The sequence below is a fragment of the Actinomadura sp. SCN-SB genome (assembly GCF_043906805.1).
Lineage (GTDB): Bacteria > Actinomycetota > Actinomycetes > Streptosporangiales > Streptosporangiaceae > Spirillospora.
The window spans coordinates 71,130-86,134 of the sequence record NZ_JBIMPP010000002.1; the positions used below are offsets into that span (position 1 = coordinate 71,130).

General features: G+C 71.5%; 18 protein-coding genes. 8 read left to right on the plus strand and 10 right to left on the minus strand.

Translation table 11 applies throughout. The features are described from left to right. The first annotated feature begins 76 nt into the window (after positions 1–76). Positions 77–199, plus strand: a complete 123-nt coding sequence (locus ACGWYJ_RS01585) for a hypothetical protein (RefSeq protein ID WP_395103655.1) — start codon at positions 77–79, stop codon at positions 197–199. 14 nt (positions 200–213) lie between these two features. Here ACGWYJ_RS01585 and ACGWYJ_RS01590 read toward each other — a convergent pair whose 3' ends face one another. After that, entirely contained in the window at positions 214–1,467 is a 1,254-nt protein-coding gene (locus ACGWYJ_RS01590; RefSeq protein WP_395103656.1) for an amino acid deaminase, read from the minus strand. A 149-nt stretch (positions 1,468–1,616) separates the two neighbouring features. On the opposite strand from ACGWYJ_RS01590, the gene ACGWYJ_RS01595 reads away from it, so the two are divergent. The 4 genes from ACGWYJ_RS01595 (at position 1,617) to ACGWYJ_RS01610 (ending at position 5,594) form a co-directional block, all read left to right on the plus strand. Continuing rightward, positions 1,617–2,486 carry a polysaccharide deacetylase family protein gene (locus ACGWYJ_RS01595; protein WP_395103657.1) on the plus strand — a complete coding sequence of 290 codons (870 nt, stop codon included), beginning with the start codon at positions 1,617–1,619 and terminating at the stop codon, positions 2,484–2,486. A 160-nt stretch (positions 2,487–2,646) separates the two neighbouring features. Next, positions 2,647–3,954 (plus strand): sensor histidine kinase, encoded by a 1,308-nt coding sequence (locus ACGWYJ_RS01600; RefSeq protein WP_395103658.1) that lies wholly within the window; start codon positions 2,647–2,649, stop codon positions 3,952–3,954. A gap of 10 nt (positions 3,955–3,964) precedes the next feature. Next, a complete protein-coding gene (locus tag ACGWYJ_RS01605; protein ID WP_395103659.1) occupies positions 3,965–4,609 on the plus strand; it encodes a LuxR C-terminal-related transcriptional regulator in 645 nt (214 codons plus the stop codon). A gap of 94 nt (positions 4,610–4,703) precedes the next feature. Continuing rightward, positions 4,704–5,594, plus strand: a complete 891-nt coding sequence (locus tag ACGWYJ_RS01610) for a hypothetical protein (RefSeq protein WP_395103660.1) — start codon at positions 4,704–4,706, stop codon at positions 5,592–5,594. A gap of 268 nt (positions 5,595–5,862) precedes the next feature. Here the strand turns inward: ACGWYJ_RS01610 and ACGWYJ_RS01615 are convergent, their stop codons facing one another. Beyond that, the gene (locus tag ACGWYJ_RS01615) at positions 5,863–6,555 is read right to left on the minus strand and encodes a haloacid dehalogenase-like hydrolase (protein ID WP_395103661.1); all 693 of its coding nucleotides are present in this window, start codon (positions 6,553–6,555) and stop codon (positions 5,863–5,865) included. A gap of 49 nt (positions 6,556–6,604) precedes the next feature. Here ACGWYJ_RS01615 and ACGWYJ_RS01620 point away from each other — a divergent pair, with 49 nt between their 5' ends. Then, on the plus strand, positions 6,605–6,787 hold the full coding sequence (locus ACGWYJ_RS01620; protein WP_395103662.1) for a hypothetical protein: 183 nt from the start codon (positions 6,605–6,607) through the stop codon (positions 6,785–6,787). Between the two features lie 54 nt (positions 6,788–6,841). On the opposite strand, the gene ACGWYJ_RS01625 is transcribed toward ACGWYJ_RS01620, so the two are convergent. From ACGWYJ_RS01625 to ACGWYJ_RS01635, 3 genes are all read right to left on the minus strand, one after another. After that, a complete protein-coding gene (locus ACGWYJ_RS01625; protein WP_395103663.1) occupies positions 6,842–7,033 on the minus strand; it encodes a hypothetical protein in 192 nt (63 codons plus the stop codon). A 32-nt stretch (positions 7,034–7,065) separates the two neighbouring features. Then, the gene (locus ACGWYJ_RS01630) at positions 7,066–7,410 is read right to left on the minus strand and encodes a DUF3140 domain-containing protein (protein WP_395103664.1); all 345 of its coding nucleotides are present in this window, start codon (positions 7,408–7,410) and stop codon (positions 7,066–7,068) included. A gap of 152 nt (positions 7,411–7,562) precedes the next feature. Next, the gene (locus ACGWYJ_RS01635) at positions 7,563–8,606 is read right to left on the minus strand and encodes an NAD(P)H-dependent flavin oxidoreductase (RefSeq protein WP_395103665.1); all 1,044 of its coding nucleotides are present in this window, start codon (positions 8,604–8,606) and stop codon (positions 7,563–7,565) included. A 60-nt stretch (positions 8,607–8,666) separates the two neighbouring features. Between ACGWYJ_RS01635 and ACGWYJ_RS01640 the strand changes: the two genes are divergently transcribed. Next, complete coding sequence (locus ACGWYJ_RS01640; RefSeq protein WP_395103666.1) at positions 8,667–9,578, plus strand: NAD(P)-dependent oxidoreductase; 912 nt, start codon at positions 8,667–8,669, stop codon at positions 9,576–9,578. 30 nt (positions 9,579–9,608) lie between these two features. Here ACGWYJ_RS01640 and ACGWYJ_RS01645 read toward each other — a convergent pair whose 3' ends face one another. Both ACGWYJ_RS01645 and ACGWYJ_RS01650 read right to left on the minus strand, forming a co-directional pair. Next, complete coding sequence (locus tag ACGWYJ_RS01645) at positions 9,609–10,859, minus strand: cytochrome P450 (RefSeq protein WP_395103667.1); 1,251 nt, start codon at positions 10,857–10,859, stop codon at positions 9,609–9,611. Positions 10,860–10,922: 63 nt separating this feature from the next. Then, on the minus strand, positions 10,923–12,707 hold the full coding sequence (locus ACGWYJ_RS01650; protein WP_395103669.1) for an acyl-CoA dehydrogenase family protein: 1,785 nt from the start codon (positions 12,705–12,707) through the stop codon (positions 10,923–10,925). 59 nt (positions 12,708–12,766) lie between these two features. Between ACGWYJ_RS01650 and ACGWYJ_RS01655 the strand changes: the two genes are divergently transcribed. After that, entirely contained in the window at positions 12,767–13,510 is a 744-nt protein-coding gene (locus tag ACGWYJ_RS01655; protein ID WP_395103670.1) for a PaaX family transcriptional regulator C-terminal domain-containing protein, read from the plus strand. Here the strand turns inward: ACGWYJ_RS01655 and ACGWYJ_RS01660 are convergent. From ACGWYJ_RS01660 to ACGWYJ_RS01670, 3 genes are all read right to left on the minus strand, one after another. Then, positions 13,507–13,941, minus strand: coding sequence for an acyl-CoA thioesterase (locus ACGWYJ_RS01660; RefSeq protein WP_395103671.1), 435 nt, complete (start codon positions 13,939–13,941; stop codon positions 13,507–13,509). The two genes, ACGWYJ_RS01655 and ACGWYJ_RS01660, sit on opposite strands and share 4 nt — an antisense overlap. A gap of 44 nt (positions 13,942–13,985) precedes the next feature. Further along, on the minus strand, positions 13,986–14,138 hold the full coding sequence (locus ACGWYJ_RS01665; protein ID WP_395103673.1) for a hypothetical protein: 153 nt from the start codon (positions 14,136–14,138) through the stop codon (positions 13,986–13,988). 270 nt (positions 14,139–14,408) lie between these two features. Continuing rightward, on the minus strand, positions 14,409–14,933 hold the full coding sequence (locus tag ACGWYJ_RS01670) for a GNAT family N-acetyltransferase (RefSeq protein WP_395103674.1): 525 nt from the start codon (positions 14,931–14,933) through the stop codon (positions 14,409–14,411). Positions 14,934–15,005 lie beyond the last annotated feature (72 nt).

Below are 15,005 nucleotides of genomic sequence, written 5' to 3' on the forward strand. Positions count from 1 at the left end.
GCAGCGTCTTCGGGACCTCGTCCACCGGGTGGATGAGCGCGAGCACCCCGTCGCCGCGGTCCACGAAGGGCTCGCGGTGGCGCCGCCTGATGCCGGAGCGCTCGAAGGCGACCGGGTCGGCGCGCTGCGCGGCAGCGTCGAGATCACCGGCGGGCCGGACGCGGGCACGACCGTGCGGATCACCTTGCCCGACGCCTGACGGGCGCTGACCGGTCAGAACCAGGTCCTGATCAGATCGACGATCACGGGATGGGCCGCGTCCGCGTCGTCCACCACCGGGATCAGGTTCCACTTGTCGCAGGCGGTGCACGGATGCGACAAGCCGAGCCGCACGACCTCCCCGACCTCGACCTGGGAGCCGCGCAGGTAGGTGTGCTGGTCGTTGAGGGCGGTGACGCGCGCCCCCGCCACCGGTTCCGCGCCCCTGCCGCGGACGAACTGCGGCATGGGCATGTCCTCGTCGAACGGGAGGTCGCGCTTGCCCGCGTCCAGCAACGCCAGTCCCGGTTCGGGACGGGACACCACGCGCGCCCACCCGTGCATCGCCGACCTGAACCGGTCCGGGCCTGGGAGGGTGCGGGCGAACGGGGATATCTGCCGGTAGAAGCCGTCGTCATGGATGATGTACGCGCCCGACCGCAGCACCACCGTCGCGTCCAGCCCGCCCAGCGCGTCCACGACCTGGTCGAAGTACGAGCTGCCGCCCGCCGTCACCACCGGCTCGTCCGTCTCGTACGAGAGCCGCCCGTACAGGTCGGCCAGCCGCCGCAGGTAGGTGTCGACCGCGGCCAGCCCTTCGCTGGACGAGTCATGCGCGAGCGCGCCCTCGTAACCGGCGGTGCCCACCAGCCGTAGCGTCGCGGCCTTGCGGACGGCCTCCGCCACGGTGACGGCGTCGTTCTCATCCCGGACGCCGGTTCGTCCATGAGGGCCGCCGAGTTCCACGCACACATCGACCTGCCGCTGCGCGCGCGCAGTACGCAGCGCCCCGTCCATCAACTCCACGGAACGGACCGAATCCACCCAGCACAGGAAGTCGAACTCCGGCTCGTTTTCGAGTTCGCCCGCCAGCCATGCCAGGCCCGCCTCGTCCAGCAGCGAGTTGGCCAGCAGGACGCGGCACACCTTGAACGCCCGCGCCACCCGCACCTGAGGCAGGTTCGCAACGGTGATGCCCCACGCGCCCGCGTCGAGCTGCCGCCGCCATAGCTGCGGGGCCATCGTCGTCTTGCCGTGCGGGGCGAGTTCCACCCCGGCCTTGCGCGTCCAGTCGGCCATCAGGCGCACGTTGTGGTCGAGCGCGCTCTCGTCGAACGTCAGCAGGGGGGTGCCGAACTCGTCCAAGGGCCGGTGTGCGCGCACATAGTCCCGGACGGTGCTTCCATGGGCGGACGCGGGTATCGCCTTGTAACGCCAGTCGAGAACCTCGTCGCCCAGCGCGTCCACCGCGTCTCTGTCGATGCCCACATGATCTCCCTACCACTCCGGGCGGGCTACCACTCTCGATGATCGCCACGGGTCGGCACCGCCCAGCGGCACGCCGACGTCCGCCGGCGTCGGGTCGATTATGATCACTTCTGTCACCATCACCCCGCTCGCACCGATACCGTTCTGATGTGCGGCTGAACCCCTTTGATCTCCGCCTGGACCCCTCTGACCTGCGGCTGGACCGTTCGGAACTGATCACCCGCCGCAGGGCCCTCTGGTTGATGGGCATGGGCGGCGCGGCGCTTCTGGCGGCCGACGCGGCGTCGCCGACCCGCGCCGGAATGGCCGACCAGGGGCAATTCGTCGTGCGCCCGGCTACCCACGCGACACCGCCGCCCCGGCGGCCCACGCCCCGGCCCGCGTCCTGGACGTCCGCGCGGCTCGCCGCGACGACGCCGAAGAAGCCCATCAGCGACCTCCGGCAGCTCGTCCCGCCGCCGCCCGGAGCGTCGGTCGCGCTCACCCTCGACGACGGCCCCGACCCCAGGTGGACCCCGCGGATCCTGGACCTGCTGGACGAGCACGACGTGCGCGCCACGTTCTTCGCCATCGGCTCGCAGGTCAAGCGGTATCCCAAGATCACCCGGCGGATCGTGGACGCCGGGCACCAGATCTGCAACCACACCATGAACCACCCGATCTCCTTCCGGGGGATGTCCGGGAAGCGGCTGGAGACGGAGATCGGCGAGGCGCACGACCGGATCGCGCAGGTCTCCGGGGTGGTCCCCACGTTCTTCCGCGCCCCGGGCGGCAACTGGACGCCCCGGGTGCTCGACGTCGTCGCCGAGCACGGCATGCTGCCGCTGGACTGGGCGGTGGACCCCCGCGACTGGTCCCGCCCAGGGGTCGGCCGTATCCGCAAGGCGCTGCTCAAATGCGAGGCCGGGAACATCCTGCTCGTCCACGACGGCGGCGGCGACCGGTCCCAGACGCTGAAGGCGCTGCGGTCCGTCATCCCGGAACTGAAGAAACGCGGTATGACCTTCGTCTCCCTTTGACCGTTCTCGCATGCGATGGTGGAGCCAGGGGGCGTGGCCGGAAGGTGTAGCTGGCTACACCCCCCATTGGGGATGAAGGCACACTGCGCATGCCGGGGATCGGCCGAAGACTGGACGCTGTGATCCCAGGCGACGTGCGGAGGAACCGGTGGTAGGCGAGATGACGCGGGAAGACCGGCGGACCTGGCTGGACACGCGGGCACGGGCCCCCTGGCACGGCTTCCGGCTGTGGCTGCTCTCGTTCCCCACGATGATCGTGGTCACCTGGATGAACACCGCCGTGTCGTTGATCAGCATCGGGGTGGGCATCCCGATGATCCCCTCCGCCGCGAAGCTCCAGCGCCGGATGACCAACGTCTACCGCGACCGGATCGGCGCGTGGACCGGCCGCCCCATCGAACGTCCCTACCTGCCGCACACGAAGGGGAGCTTCGCCACCATGACCCGCGCGCAGCGGTGCTTCATGCGGGCCGTCTCCGACCCGGCCACCTGGCGGGACTACTCCTTCCTGATGTGCGAGCCGATCGTGGCCGTCTTCACCTGCGCGCTGCCGTTCCTCCTCATCGTGTACGGGGTGTGGGGGTGGATGCTGTCGCTGTGGGCCGGGTCGGTGCTCGGCGACATCGGCGCCCAGGACTGGTACGTGATGATCCCGATCAGCCAGGACTACACGCAGCAGCCCGAGCGGGTCGTCGGCACCGCCGTCCTCGGCACCCTCTTCATCGCGGTCGGCTTCCTGATCGGGCCCGCGATGCTCGACTACCACGCCCGGTGGGCCCGCTGGCTGCTCGGCCCCACCGAGAAGGCGAAGCTGGCGCTGCGCGTCCAGCACCTGACCGAGACCCGGCACGACGCCGTGGACGTCTCCGCCGCCGAACTGCGCCGCATCGAGCGGGACCTGCACGACGGCGCCCAGGCCCGGCTCGTCGCGATGGGCATGAGCCTCGGCGCGATCGAGCACCTGCTCGACAAGGACCCGGAGAAGGCCCGGCTGCTGCTCGCCGAGACCCGCGCGTCGTCCGCCAAGGCCCTCGCCGAGTTGCGCGACCTGGTCCGCGGCATCCACCCGCCCGTGCTGGCCGACCGCGGTGTCGGGGACGCCGTCAAGGCGCTCGCCCTCGACCACCCGCTCCCGGTGGAGGTGACCGTCGAGCTTCCGGGACGTCCCGAGGCGCCGGTCGAGTCCGCCGTCTACTTCGCGATCTGCGAGATGCTGACCAACGCCGCCAAGCACTCCGGCGCCCGGCGCGTGTGGGTGGAGCTCACGCACAACGACGGCACGCTCCGCGCCACCGTCACCGACGACGGGCAGGGCGGCGCCTCTCTGGAGGCCGGTACGGGGCTGCGCGGCGTCGAACGCCGGATCGGTACCTTCGACGGTGTCCTGGCCCTGAGCTCCCCGCCCGGCGGCCCCACCATCGTCACGTTGGAGGTTCCTTGCGACCTGCGTACCACGTCCCACCCGTGAGCCGCCGCTGATGCGCGTCGTCCTGGCCGAGGACCTGGCCCTCCTGCGGGAGGGCCTGGTCAGCATGCTGGAGGCGCACGGCTTCGAGATCGCCGCCGCCGTCGACAACGGCCCGTCGCTGATCAAGGCGCTGCTCGACCACCGTCCCGACGTGGCGGTGGTCGACGTGCGGCTGCCGCCGTCCTTCACCGATGAGGGACTCCAGGCCGTGCTGGAGGCGCGCCGCCAGGTTCCGGGCCTGCCGGTGCTGGTGCTGTCGCAGTACGTCGAGCAGCTCTACGCCCGCGAGCTCCTCGCCGACGGCACCGGCGGCATCGGCTACCTGCTCAAGGACCGGGTGTTCGACGCCGCCCAGTTCATCGACTCCGTCCGCCGGGTCGCCGCCGGGGGCACCGCGATGGATCCCGAGGTCATCTCCCGGCTGGTGGCCCGCACCACCCGCGAGGAACCGCTGGCCCGCCTCACCCCCCGCGAGCTCGAAGTGCTCGAACTGATGGCGCAGGGACGTTCCAACGCCGCGATCGCCCAGCAGCTCGTCGTCACCGAACGGGCCATCAGCAAGCACACCGCCAACATCTTCGACAAGCTCGGCCTGGCCGTCTCCGACGACGACAACCGCCGCGTCCTCGCCGTCCTGGCCTACCTCAACCGCTGACCCCGTCAGGCCCACGCAAACCGGGCTTTGGGCTGCCCCGTCCCCACCAGGGTGAATATCCTGCCTGCCAGGACTCATCCGGAGGGTCGTGCCCATGACATGGATTCTGGTCCTGCTCTGCCTGGCGATCGCCGGTCGCGAGCTCTACCTCGCGTTCGACCGCAGGCGCCCCGCCGTCCCGGACCTCCCCGATCTGCGCAGGCGGCTGAGCCTCCTGGAGGGCGTCCGCGGCGAGCTGGAACACCACCACGCCACCCATGACGATCAGATCGCCCGCCTGGCGTCCACCCAGGCCAAACAGGCCGAATCGGTGATCGAGGCCGACGCCCGGATCCGCTCCCTGATCGACCAGATCAACGACCGGATGCTGCCCGAGGTCAACGCCCGCCTCAACCAGCAGAACGAGGCCATCGACCGTCTCGACGCCGAGGTGACCCGCCTCCGCGACCACCTCGTCGCCCGCCTTGAGGCGTCCGTGGCCACGTCCCTCGGCGCCGACCCGGCCGACACGATCGCGGGCGCCCTGGGCTCCGCCGCCAGCCCGAGCCCTGACCTCACCCACGCCTACGAACGCCTCGCCGCCCAGTACGGCTTGCGCGTCGAACTGACCGCCCCCGCCGCCTACCGCATGCCCGACAGCGACTCGGCCTGGCAGACCCGCTACTACTTCACCGGCCGAAGCCCCCGCGAACTGGAAAGCGACTTCCTCGACCTGCTTCGCGACCTCTCCACGCCCCCCGCCGACGACGCCCGCCTGGACCCCGTCCAGGACCTCATCGGCGCCCTCAAGCAGATCGACCAGGGCGGAGCCCAACTGGGCCCCCTCGTCATCACCCGGACCCCGAGCTCCCTGCTCTGCGCCGTCCTCCCCCTGGCCGACCTCCTGAAGGCCGAACCCGCCGCCCTGATCTCCGATCCGGCGACCACGACGACCCGCCTGACCCAGCTCCCCGCCACCCGCCTCCACAACCCGTCATCCCAGTGACGGGGCCCGCTCCCCGCGGGGCCGTCCCGCACCCCGATCCCGGTGGGCAGGAGGGCTGGCCTCCACGCCTTGCCGCTTTCCGATGATTCCGCGCTGGCCGAGGCGTTCGAGTGGCGGTGCGGCAGCGCCGGAGGAGACTTCGGGGGAGGAGCTCGCCGAGCATGGGCGGGGGTTGCTGCTGGCGGGCGCCTATGCGGATGAGGTCGGCCGCGGGGCATGCCGCCTGGGCGGTGATCGATCGGCGGTCCGGCCGCACCGGGGCGTGGGGCTAGGGGGTCAGGATGGCTTCCAGGACGGTCTCGGTGTCGGTCAGGTCGGGGATGACCCGTTCCGCGCCGCAGGCGCGGAGGGCGGAGGCCGGGGTGGAGCCGGTGGCGACGGCCACGACCCTCGCGCCGCCCTCGTGGCCCGCTCGGACGTCGTGCGGGGTGTCGCCGATCAGGACGGTCGTGGACTCGTCGAAGACCTGGCCGTACTTGCGTTCGGCGCGCTGGCGGGCCAGCCGGACCAGCGGGTGACGTTCCACGCCGTCCATCCCGTAGGCGCCGACCTGGAAGTCCACGAAGCCGTCCAGCCCGAAGGCCAGCAGCTTGTAGCGCGCGATCGGCTCCATGTTGCCGGTGAGGACGGACTGCACCACGTCCGGGCGGTCGGCGAGGGCACGCAGGGCGGCGTGCGCGCCGGCGAGGACGCGGCCCCGGACGGCCAGTTCGTGGCGGCGCGTCGCGAACGACTCGGCGAGCAGGGCGGTGAACGTCGTGATGAGGTCGCCGGTGGGCTCGATGTCGTGCAGGAGCAGCGTCTCCGCGGTGATCGCCCGGTCGGTGCGGCCCGCCATCTCCGCGTGCCTCTCCAGGGGACGCCCGATGACCTGCTGGAACACCGCCGCGTACGCCTCCCGGCCGACGCCGCCCGCGTTGATCAGCGTGTGGTCGATGTCCCACAGCACCAGGGTTCGCACGCCTGGATCGTAGGCGACTGGGTCGGCGCTCGACGGGTATCGGCTGCCTATGACCGAGAAGAGCGACAGGAAGTCGTTCGCGGATCGGCGGGCGGAGAGCGGTGCGCCGCAGGAAGAGGAGCCCGATTTCGCGGAGGAGCACGAGCCCGGTCCGTCCGACCCCCCGAACGCCCCCGCCGACACCCCCGGTGGCGAAGACGACGGGTACAGTTCGCAGACCGAAATCCCTTGATCCGACATGAGCGGGCCGCGCGAGAGGATCTCGCGCGGCCCGCTTCTCACAGGCTCAGCCGGGGTAGGGCGACTGCTGGTCGGGCGGTACGCCGCCGCCCTTGCCGCCGCCCTTGTTCCCCTTGTCGGTCCCGTGGGCGTGGCCCTTCTGGCGGGTCGGCTTCGGGTCGGTGGCCTCGGGCGCGGGCTCCTCGTTCACGGCCGTGCGCTCGGACCTGCTGATCTCGCGTTGCTGCGGGTTCGGCATGTCCACTCCCTCCGATTCCCCTCGATGAGCGGTCAGGGTTTGAGCGGGTCGTGGCCGACGGACATCAGCGACCGCCGCCACTCCTCGTTCCGCTCGGCGCTCGGAGGCGGATTCTCCGTGCGGTCCTCGACGTAGTCCACGACCTGGCGCATCACGTCGGTGTCGTGCGGTGTGAGGTCCCTCTTGCGTTTCCGCAGCACCTCCACCACCTGGGTGCCGAGCTCCGGAAGGTGCATGTCCGGATCCGGCGGGAACGCGCCGTCCTCGTTGGAGGCGTCGGTGAGCAGCCACACCCGGATCTCGTCCGAGGTCATGTTGACGACCTGGTGGAACTGCTCCCAGAGCCGCTCGACGTCCGCGGGTGTCGGTTCGGCCATTCGTCTCTCCTTCCGGGCGTCAGGCGGGTATCGCGCCGTACGGGACGGACGCCGTCGTGTTCTCGCTCCCTGGTGTCTCGGCTGATGGGCTTCGTTAGCCGCGCGTACCCGGCGAAAGGCCCGGTATGCCCAAAATCGTGCAAAGCACCCGGTCAGGCGCGCTGGACGCCCTCCACCAGGGTGGCGACGATCTCGGCGGCGGGCGCGTCCACGGCGAGCCTGAACGAGGTCCCCGCCCACAGGCTCATGGCGTCCGGGTCCCCATGTTCGGCCGCGGACCTGCGCAGCGGCGAGGTGAGGTAGTGGACGTCCGGGTACGCGGCGGGGGCCTGCTCCCCGTGCTCCTCGACGAACCTGTTCACCAGGCTCCGCGCGGGACGTCCGGTGAACGCCCTGGTCGGCGACGTGCGGGTGTAGCGGGGATCGGCCAGCGCCGCCTTGTGGACGGGATGCGCGCCGCTCTCGGGGCAGCGCAGGAACGCGGTCCCCAGCTGGGCCGCGTCGGCGCCCAGTTCGATCACCTCGGCGATGTACTCGCCCGTCCCGAGGCCCCCGGCGGCGATCAGCGGCACCGTGGTGATCGTCCGGACGGCGGCCAGCAGCTCCCGCAGCGGGGTCCCGGCCGTGTCGTTCACGAACGACCCCTGGTGGCCACCGGCCTCCACCCCCTGGACGCACAGCGCGTCGGCTCCGGCGGTGGCGGCGGACAGGGCCTCGTCCTGCGTGGTGACGGTGACGATCACGAACGTGCCCTGGACCTGGAACTCCGACACCGTGCCGAGGTCCGGGCAGCCGAAGGTGAAGCTCACCACGGGCGGCGGGTCGGCCAGCAGATCCTCGATCTTGGCGTCCCAGTCGTCGGTGCGATCACCGGGCGGGCTTCCCGGCCCCACCCCCAGCCGTTCGGCCTCGGGCAGCAGGTGCTTCCAGTACGCCCGCACGGCCGAGCCGTCCACCGCGTCCACGGCGGGCATGAACACGTTCACCCCGAAGGGACGCGAGGTCAGCCCCCGGGTCTGGGTGATCTCCTCCCGTACCGCGGCGGCGCTCTTGTAGCCCGCGGCCAGGAACCCGAGCCCGCCCGCCTCCGACACCGCCGCCGCCAGCGCCGGCGTGGAGGCGCCGCCCGCCATGGGCGCCTGGACGATCGGATGCTCGATGCCCAGCCGTTCCAGCGATCCCGCCCGATCCAGCATGACCCCTCCTCGCGGCCCGCGAAATACTACGGGGTGACCTACCAACGAAGAGGGGCGGGAATGCGGGTTTTGCTGCACTACGACATGGAGTTTCCCGGAGCCGACGGGCTCGACGTGGTGAGCTGCCCGCAGGAGGACGACGAGCGGTTCGCCGAGCTGCTGCCCGAGGCGGAGGTCATCTGGCACAACCTGCGGCCCCTGACGGCGGCCGATTTCGACCGGGCGCCGAAGCTGCGCCTCGTCCAGAAGCTCGGTAGCGGGGTGAACACGATCGACCTGGACGCGGCGGAGGCGCGCGGGATCGCCGTCGCGAACATGCCGGGCCGCAACGCGCAGGCCGTCGCGGAGGCGACCCTGCTGCTCATGCTCGCCGCGCTGCGCCGCGTGATCACCTTCGACGCCCGCACCCGGGAGGGACGCGGCTGGCCCGCGGGAGGCGCCCTGGTCGGCGGGGAGCTGAAAGGCCGCACGGTCGGGCTGCTGGGCGGCGGCCAGATCGCCGGTCTCGTCCGCGGGACGCTGGAGGCGATCGGCGCCCGCGTCCTGTACACCTCGCGGACGCGGCGCCCGGACGACCCGGCCTGGCGCGAGCTGGACGACCTGCTGCGGGCGAGCGACGTCCTCTCCGTCCACATCCCGCTGACCGACGACACGCACCACCTCCTGGACGCGCGCCGCCTCGCGCTGCTGCCGCCCGGCGCGATCGTCGTCAACACCGCCCGGGGCGCGATCATCGACGAGGCGGCGCTGGTCGCGGCGCTGTCGTCGGGCCGGCTGGGCGGCGCGGGCCTGGACGTGTTCGAGCAGGAGCCGGTGCCGCCGGACAACCCGCTGCTCGCCCTGGACAACGTGGTGGTCATGCCGCACGTGGCGTACCTGACCCGGGAGACCTGGGACCGCTACTTCGACACCGCCGTCGAGAACTGCCGCCGCCTCGCCGCGGGCGAGGAACTGCTGCACAGGGTCCGCTAGCAGGGTCCGCTAGCAGGGCGCGTCGGCGGCCTATCCCCGCAGCGAGTACCGGATCGGCAGCCGCTTGAGGCCGCCGACGAAGGTGGTGGCGGTGAGTTCGGGCGTGCCGTCCAGCTCGATCGACTCCAGCCGGGGCAGCAGTTCCTCGAAGAACGCGCGGGTCTCGATGCGCGCCAGCGCCGCGCCCAGGCAGTAGTGGACGCCGAATCCGAACGCCAGGTGCTTGTTGGGGTCGCGGCCCACGTCGAAGGTGAACGGGTCGTCGAAGACCTCCTCGTCCCGGTTGGCCGAGGGGTAGGACAGCAGCACCGACTCGCCCTCGCGGATCGTGACGTCCCGCAGCTTGTAGTCGGCGGTGGCGGTGCGCATGAACTCCTTGACCGGGGTCACCCAGCGGATCATCTCCTCCACCGCCAGTGGCATGAGGGAAGGGTCGTCCCGCAGGCGCTGGAGCTGGTCCGGGTGCTCGATGAGCGCGTGCAGGCCGCCGGCGACGGTGGAGCTGGTGGTGTCGTGCCCGGCGGTGGCGATGATCACGTAGTAGGAGGCGGTGTCGAAGTCGTTCAGCGGCTCCCCGTCCACCCTGGCGTTGGCGATGGCGGAGGCCAGGTCGTCGGTGGGACGGGCGCGCCGGGCCTCGGTGAGCTGCTGGAAGTAGGCGAAGAAGTCCATCAGGACCTGGAGGACCTCTTCCGGGCTGTCCCCGCGGCGCAGGTCGGAGTCGTCGCCGCCGAACAACTCCTGGGTGAGCTTGAGCATGCGGTCGAAGTCGGACTCCGGCAGCCCGAGCAGGGACAGGATCACGTACAGCGGGTAGTGCACCGCGACCTGCTGGACGAAGTCGCAGGTGTGGCCGAGGATCGCCATCCGGTCGACGTACCGGCGGGCCAGCTCCCTGATCCGCGGCTCCAGCTCGCGCATCGCCTTGGGACGGAACCAGTCCGCGCCGATCGCGCGGATCACCCGGTGGTCGGGGTCGTCCATGTGGATGAGCGTCCGCAGCGCGATGCCCTGCTCGGCCCGCTCGCGGTTGATCTGGTCCTGGAGGGCCGTGGCCAGCAGGGGCCGCGGCGCGTTCAGGAACAGCTCGTGGTTGCGCTCGATCTCCAGGACGTCGGCGTGCTTGGTGATCGCCCAGAAGGGGTTGTAGCCGTCCCGTTCGACCCAGTGCACCGGGGCGTCCCTGCGCAGCAGGGCCAGCGCCGCGTGCAGCCGTGCGTCGTCGGCGTACGCGGTCGGATCGGCGAGCGCGCGGCCCGCCTCCTCCACGGTGAGGCTCATGTGTCCGGCTCCTTCGATCGGCAGCGCCGCCCGCAAGGAACCTAAAAGCCGAACCCCATTCGGTCAACCATCCGCGGGCGGCCGAGTATCGATCAGTGCGCCGTCCGCCAGATCCTTGAACCGTTCGAGATCCTCGGACGGGGCGTCGATGCCCCGCAGGGCGCCGTGGTCGGCCAGATGCGCGGACGCGTAGAGGCGGGCGACCAGGGCCTTGCGGTCGGTGCCCAGCTCGGCGCGCTCCCAGCCGGCCTGTTCCAGCAGCAGCGCCGCCGCGTACACGTCCGCCATGTACTGGGCCAGCGGGTACAGGCGCGCCTCGGCCGTGACCCGGTCCAGCCCCGACCACCGGTTGATCGCCTTGCGCAGGTCGCCGACGCGCTGGTGGACGAGGTCGGCCGTGGCGGCGTCGCCCTCCGGGGCGCGGGCGGCGGCCTCCTCGACGCGGTCGAGGAACGGCAGGTGCGCCTGCTCCCTCTCCATGGCGCGGCGCACGTCCAGGCACAGGATGTTGTCGCCGCCCTCCCAGATCGGGTTGACCTGCGCGTCCCGGAGGATCCTCGCGACCGGCCACTGCTCGATGTAGCCGTTGCCGCCGTGGATCTCGATGGCGTCGCTGGCCGCCGTCACGCCGAGCCGGGCCGCGCGCAGCTTGATCAGCGCGGGGGCGAGCCGCAGCCGGGGACGGCCCAGGTAGCCGTCGAACACCAGCGCCTGCGCGGCCTCCGTCTCCACGATCAGCTCCGCCAGCTTGCGGCGCATCAGCGGCTGCTCGTACAGCGGCGCCCCGAACGCCTCGCGGGCCCGCGTGTAGCACAGCGACTCGACCAGCGACCGGCGCGCGCAGCCCAGGCCCATCGCCGCGATCGCGAGCCGGGCGCCGTTGGTCAGCTCCATCATCCGCGCCAGGCCCTTGCCGTCGCCCGCGCCGCCCTCGGTGGACGCCGGGGCGAGCAGGAACGCCTCGGCGTCGGTGAACTCGATCTCGGCGGAGGCGACGGAGCGGGTGCCGAGCTTGTCCTTGAGACGCCGGATCCGGACGCCGTTGCGCGTCCCGTCCCGGCGGTCCCGCAGGACGAGGAACGGCGCGATGCCGCGCACCCCGTCCACGGCCCCCTCGGGCTTGGCCAGCACCACGAACGCCGACCCGTTGGCATTGGACGCGAACCACTTGAAGCCGTTCAGCCGCCAGGCGCCGTCGGCGTCGGGGGAGGCGGTGGACTCCAGGGCCCCGAGGTCGGAGCCGCCGGAGCGCTCGGTGAGCATCTGCGCGGCCTCTCCGGAGAACTCACCGGCCGCGAACAGCTCCCGCACGCGGGCCTTGACGTCCTCGGGCGCGAACAGCTCGGTCAGCCGCACCACCATGTCGCCGCCCGTGCCCAGCGCACAGGCCATCCCGATGTCGGCCTGGTCGAGCAGGTAGCTCCAGGCCACCTCGATCGGCGCCGGGTCCACGCCCGCCGCCTTCGCCTCGGCGTGGAAGTCGGGACGGTTGGACGCGGAGGCCACCAGCTCGCGCCGGGCCGCCTCGAACGACGCCGGCATCACGACCTGGCTGATGTCGCGTCCCCACCGGTCGTACTTCTCCAGGCGCGGCGGGTTGCGGTCGGTCTCCTCCGCCCACCGCGCGACCGGGCCGCCCATCAGCGCGCCCAGCTCGGTCAGGCGCGGCTCGGCCCACGCCAGGCCGTCCGCTCCCAGGTGCCGCCGCATGAGGAAGCGCAGCGTCGGGTCGCTGGTGTACCAGTTGAGGCCGACGGCCCCTTGGTAGCGCTCGGTCGCGTACCGGCGGGCCTTGCCGGGGCCGCCGAAGGGAAGCCTGTCCACGGGCTCGATGAGGTAGGAGGCCATATCCGGACATTACACTCTTGCTACACCTGGCGGAAGTCTGTAATCGAGGGGTGCCCGGCATGGCGAACGGTCTCGGGCTGCGTCCGCTGACGGCGCGGTCGGTCGTGCTCAGCACGCTGCTCGGACTGCACCCGCCCCGCCTCGGCGCCCGCGGCTTCGTCCGGGTCGGCGAGCTGTTCGGCATCGCCGAGGGCACGATCCGGGTGGCGCTGTCGCGGATGGTGGCCTCCGGCGACCTCGTCCAGACCGGCGGCGTCTACGAGCTGTCCGAACGGCTGCGGCTCCGGCAGGCCCGGCAGGACGAGGGCCGCTTCCCGCGCACCCGGCCCTGGGACGGCACCTGGGAGATCGCCGTGATCACCGCCGAGCGCCGACCCGCCGCCGAGCGCGCCGCGCTGCGCCAGGCCATGTCCGAGCTGCGGCTGGCCGAGCTGCGCGAAGGCACCTGGCTGCGGCCCGCCAACCTGACCAGGGACTCCCGGCCCCCGATCGTCGAACGCCAGTGCACCTACCTCTCCGGGCGCCCCGAAGGCGATCCCGCGGCGCTGGCCGCCACGCTGTGGGACCTGGACGCCTGGGCGTCCACGGCCCATGACCTGCGTGCCCTTCTCGGGAAGGCGGGCACGCTGGCCGAGCGGTTCACGGTGTCGGCGGCGGTACGGCGCCACCTGCTCCGCGACCCGCTCCTGCCCGTACCGCTGCTGCCCGACGCCTGGCCCGGCCCTGACCTGCGGGAACACTACGAGCGGTACGAGGCCGGGTTCGAGCGCGTGCTGGCCGAGCACATCTTCGGGGGCGACTAGCCGCCCCCGTCCGGGCGTCCCGGGGCCACCAGCTTCTCCATCTCGGCGCGGATCGGCTCGGGGACGGCGACCGGCCGCCGATCCTCACGGCCGACGAACACGTGCACGAAGTGGCCCTCGGCGACCAGCGTCCCGTCCGGGCGGTACAGCCCGACCTCCCACCGGACGCTGGAACGCCCGAGTCTCCCGATCCGCAGCCCTAGCTGGATCGGCTCAGGGAAGGACACTTCCGCCTTGTACGAGCAGTGCGACTCCACGCACAGCCCGATGATCTCGGCCGTGCCCGGGTCGAACCCGGCCGACCGGATCATCCACTCGTTGATGGCCGTGTCCATCAGCGAGTAATGGACGACGTTGTTGACGTGGCCGTAGAGGTCGTTGTCCTTCCACCGCGTCGGAACCGTCACCCAATGCGCGTAGTCGTCGTTCACGGCGTCCAGAATAGGAACCGCCGGACCGGGCGGGATCCGCGGCTCTAGTGGCGGCGCCCGCCACGGAGCCTGGCCAGGATGCCGCGCACCTTGGCCTGCGTACGGGGGTCGCGCGCCAGCCGTTCGGCGCGGGCGCGGGCCTGCCGCCCCTGGGGACCATGCAGAAAACGCTTGATCCGATCAACGAGCGAAGCCATACCGAACTCCTCCATGTCGGGCGCGCGGGGCGGGTCCAGCGAGCCTCACCTGGACAACGAACGCCGGACGCCCGAAAGTTGCAACCATACGGATCTTTTTGTTGCCCCGGTACGGGGCCATGGCACCTGTTCTCACCGACATTTTTCCGGACCCCTTCGTGTCTGCGGAAGAATTGTGCGAATAGGAAATTCGCCGGTCGGCGGTGAACTATGTCGGGCCCGCACATCTCGTGTGTGCCGGGTCGTCCGGTGAAACGAGATCCTTGCTGGTCAGCGGGGCAGATCAAGGAGAAGGGCATCGGCGAAAGGGGGTTCGACGCGGAATTCGCCGGTCTTGCGCCAGCCGTTCCGCAGGTACCAGCCGTAGGCGTCGGCATTGACGACGGCGGCGAGGGTGGCGTAGGGCTCGGGACGGTTGTCGAGGAGCGCCGATAAAAGCGCCCGGCCGATGCCTTCCCTGCGGCGCGGCCTGTCCACCATGAGTTCGATCACGGCGAATTTGGGCGCGGCGAGGATCGCGGCGGACGGCCTGGACGCGGCGGCCCACCAGGCGCCGGGCGGCATGGGAAAGCCGAAGGTGTAGCCGGCGAGCACGCCGTCCCGGCGGGCGGTGATGAGGGTGAAGTCCCTGGTCAGGGCCTGTTCGCGCGTTCTGCTGGCGAAGCGCGCCCGGGAGAACTTCGGCGCGGAGTCGTAGGGCGGCTCGGCGTAGACCCGCTCGTACAGGTCGGCCATCTCGTCCAGCGTGCCGAGCGGGATGTGCCCGGGGTGGCGGCTGAGGTAGGTCTCCGCCATGCTCGCCGCTCCTTGGTCGTGCCGGGTACGTGGGACCCCGGGAGGACCGTACCCACATCGGAGGGCTTTTCC

Coding starts and splice junctions, on each gene's coding strand:
- ACGWYJ_RS01635 (WP_395103665.1), bottom strand. CDS start 8,606: ATGCTGGATCGGGCGGGATCGCTGGAACGGCTGGGCATCGAGCATCCG.
- ACGWYJ_RS01605 (WP_395103659.1), top strand. CDS start 3,965: ATGCGCGTCGTCCTGGCCGAGGACCTGGCCCTCCTGCGGGAGGGCCTG.
- ACGWYJ_RS01620 (WP_395103662.1), top strand. CDS start 6,605: ATGACCGAGAAGAGCGACAGGAAGTCGTTCGCGGATCGGCGGGCGGAG.
- ACGWYJ_RS01610 (WP_395103660.1), top strand. CDS start 4,704: ATGACATGGATTCTGGTCCTGCTCTGCCTGGCGATCGCCGGTCGCGAG.
- ACGWYJ_RS01655 (WP_395103670.1), top strand. CDS start 12,767: ATGGCGAACGGTCTCGGGCTGCGTCCGCTGACGGCGCGGTCGGTCGTG.
- ACGWYJ_RS01630 (WP_395103664.1), bottom strand. CDS start 7,410: ATGGCCGAACCGACACCCGCGGACGTCGAGCGGCTCTGGGAGCAGTTC.
- ACGWYJ_RS01645 (WP_395103667.1), bottom strand. CDS start 10,859: ATGAGCCTCACCGTGGAGGAGGCGGGCCGCGCGCTCGCCGATCCGACC.
- ACGWYJ_RS01670 (WP_395103674.1), bottom strand. CDS start 14,933: ATGGCGGAGACCTACCTCAGCCGCCACCCCGGGCACATCCCGCTCGGC.
- ACGWYJ_RS01650 (WP_395103669.1), bottom strand. CDS start 12,707: ATGGCCTCCTACCTCATCGAGCCCGTGGACAGGCTTCCCTTCGGCGGC.
- ACGWYJ_RS01640 (WP_395103666.1), top strand. CDS start 8,667: ATGCGGGTTTTGCTGCACTACGACATGGAGTTTCCCGGAGCCGACGGG.
- ACGWYJ_RS01600 (WP_395103658.1), top strand. CDS start 2,647: ATGACGCGGGAAGACCGGCGGACCTGGCTGGACACGCGGGCACGGGCC.
- ACGWYJ_RS01625 (WP_395103663.1), bottom strand. CDS start 7,033: ATGCCGAACCCGCAGCAACGCGAGATCAGCAGGTCCGAGCGCACGGCC.
- ACGWYJ_RS01665 (WP_395103673.1), bottom strand. CDS start 14,138: ATGGCTTCGCTCGTTGATCGGATCAAGCGTTTTCTGCATGGTCCCCAG.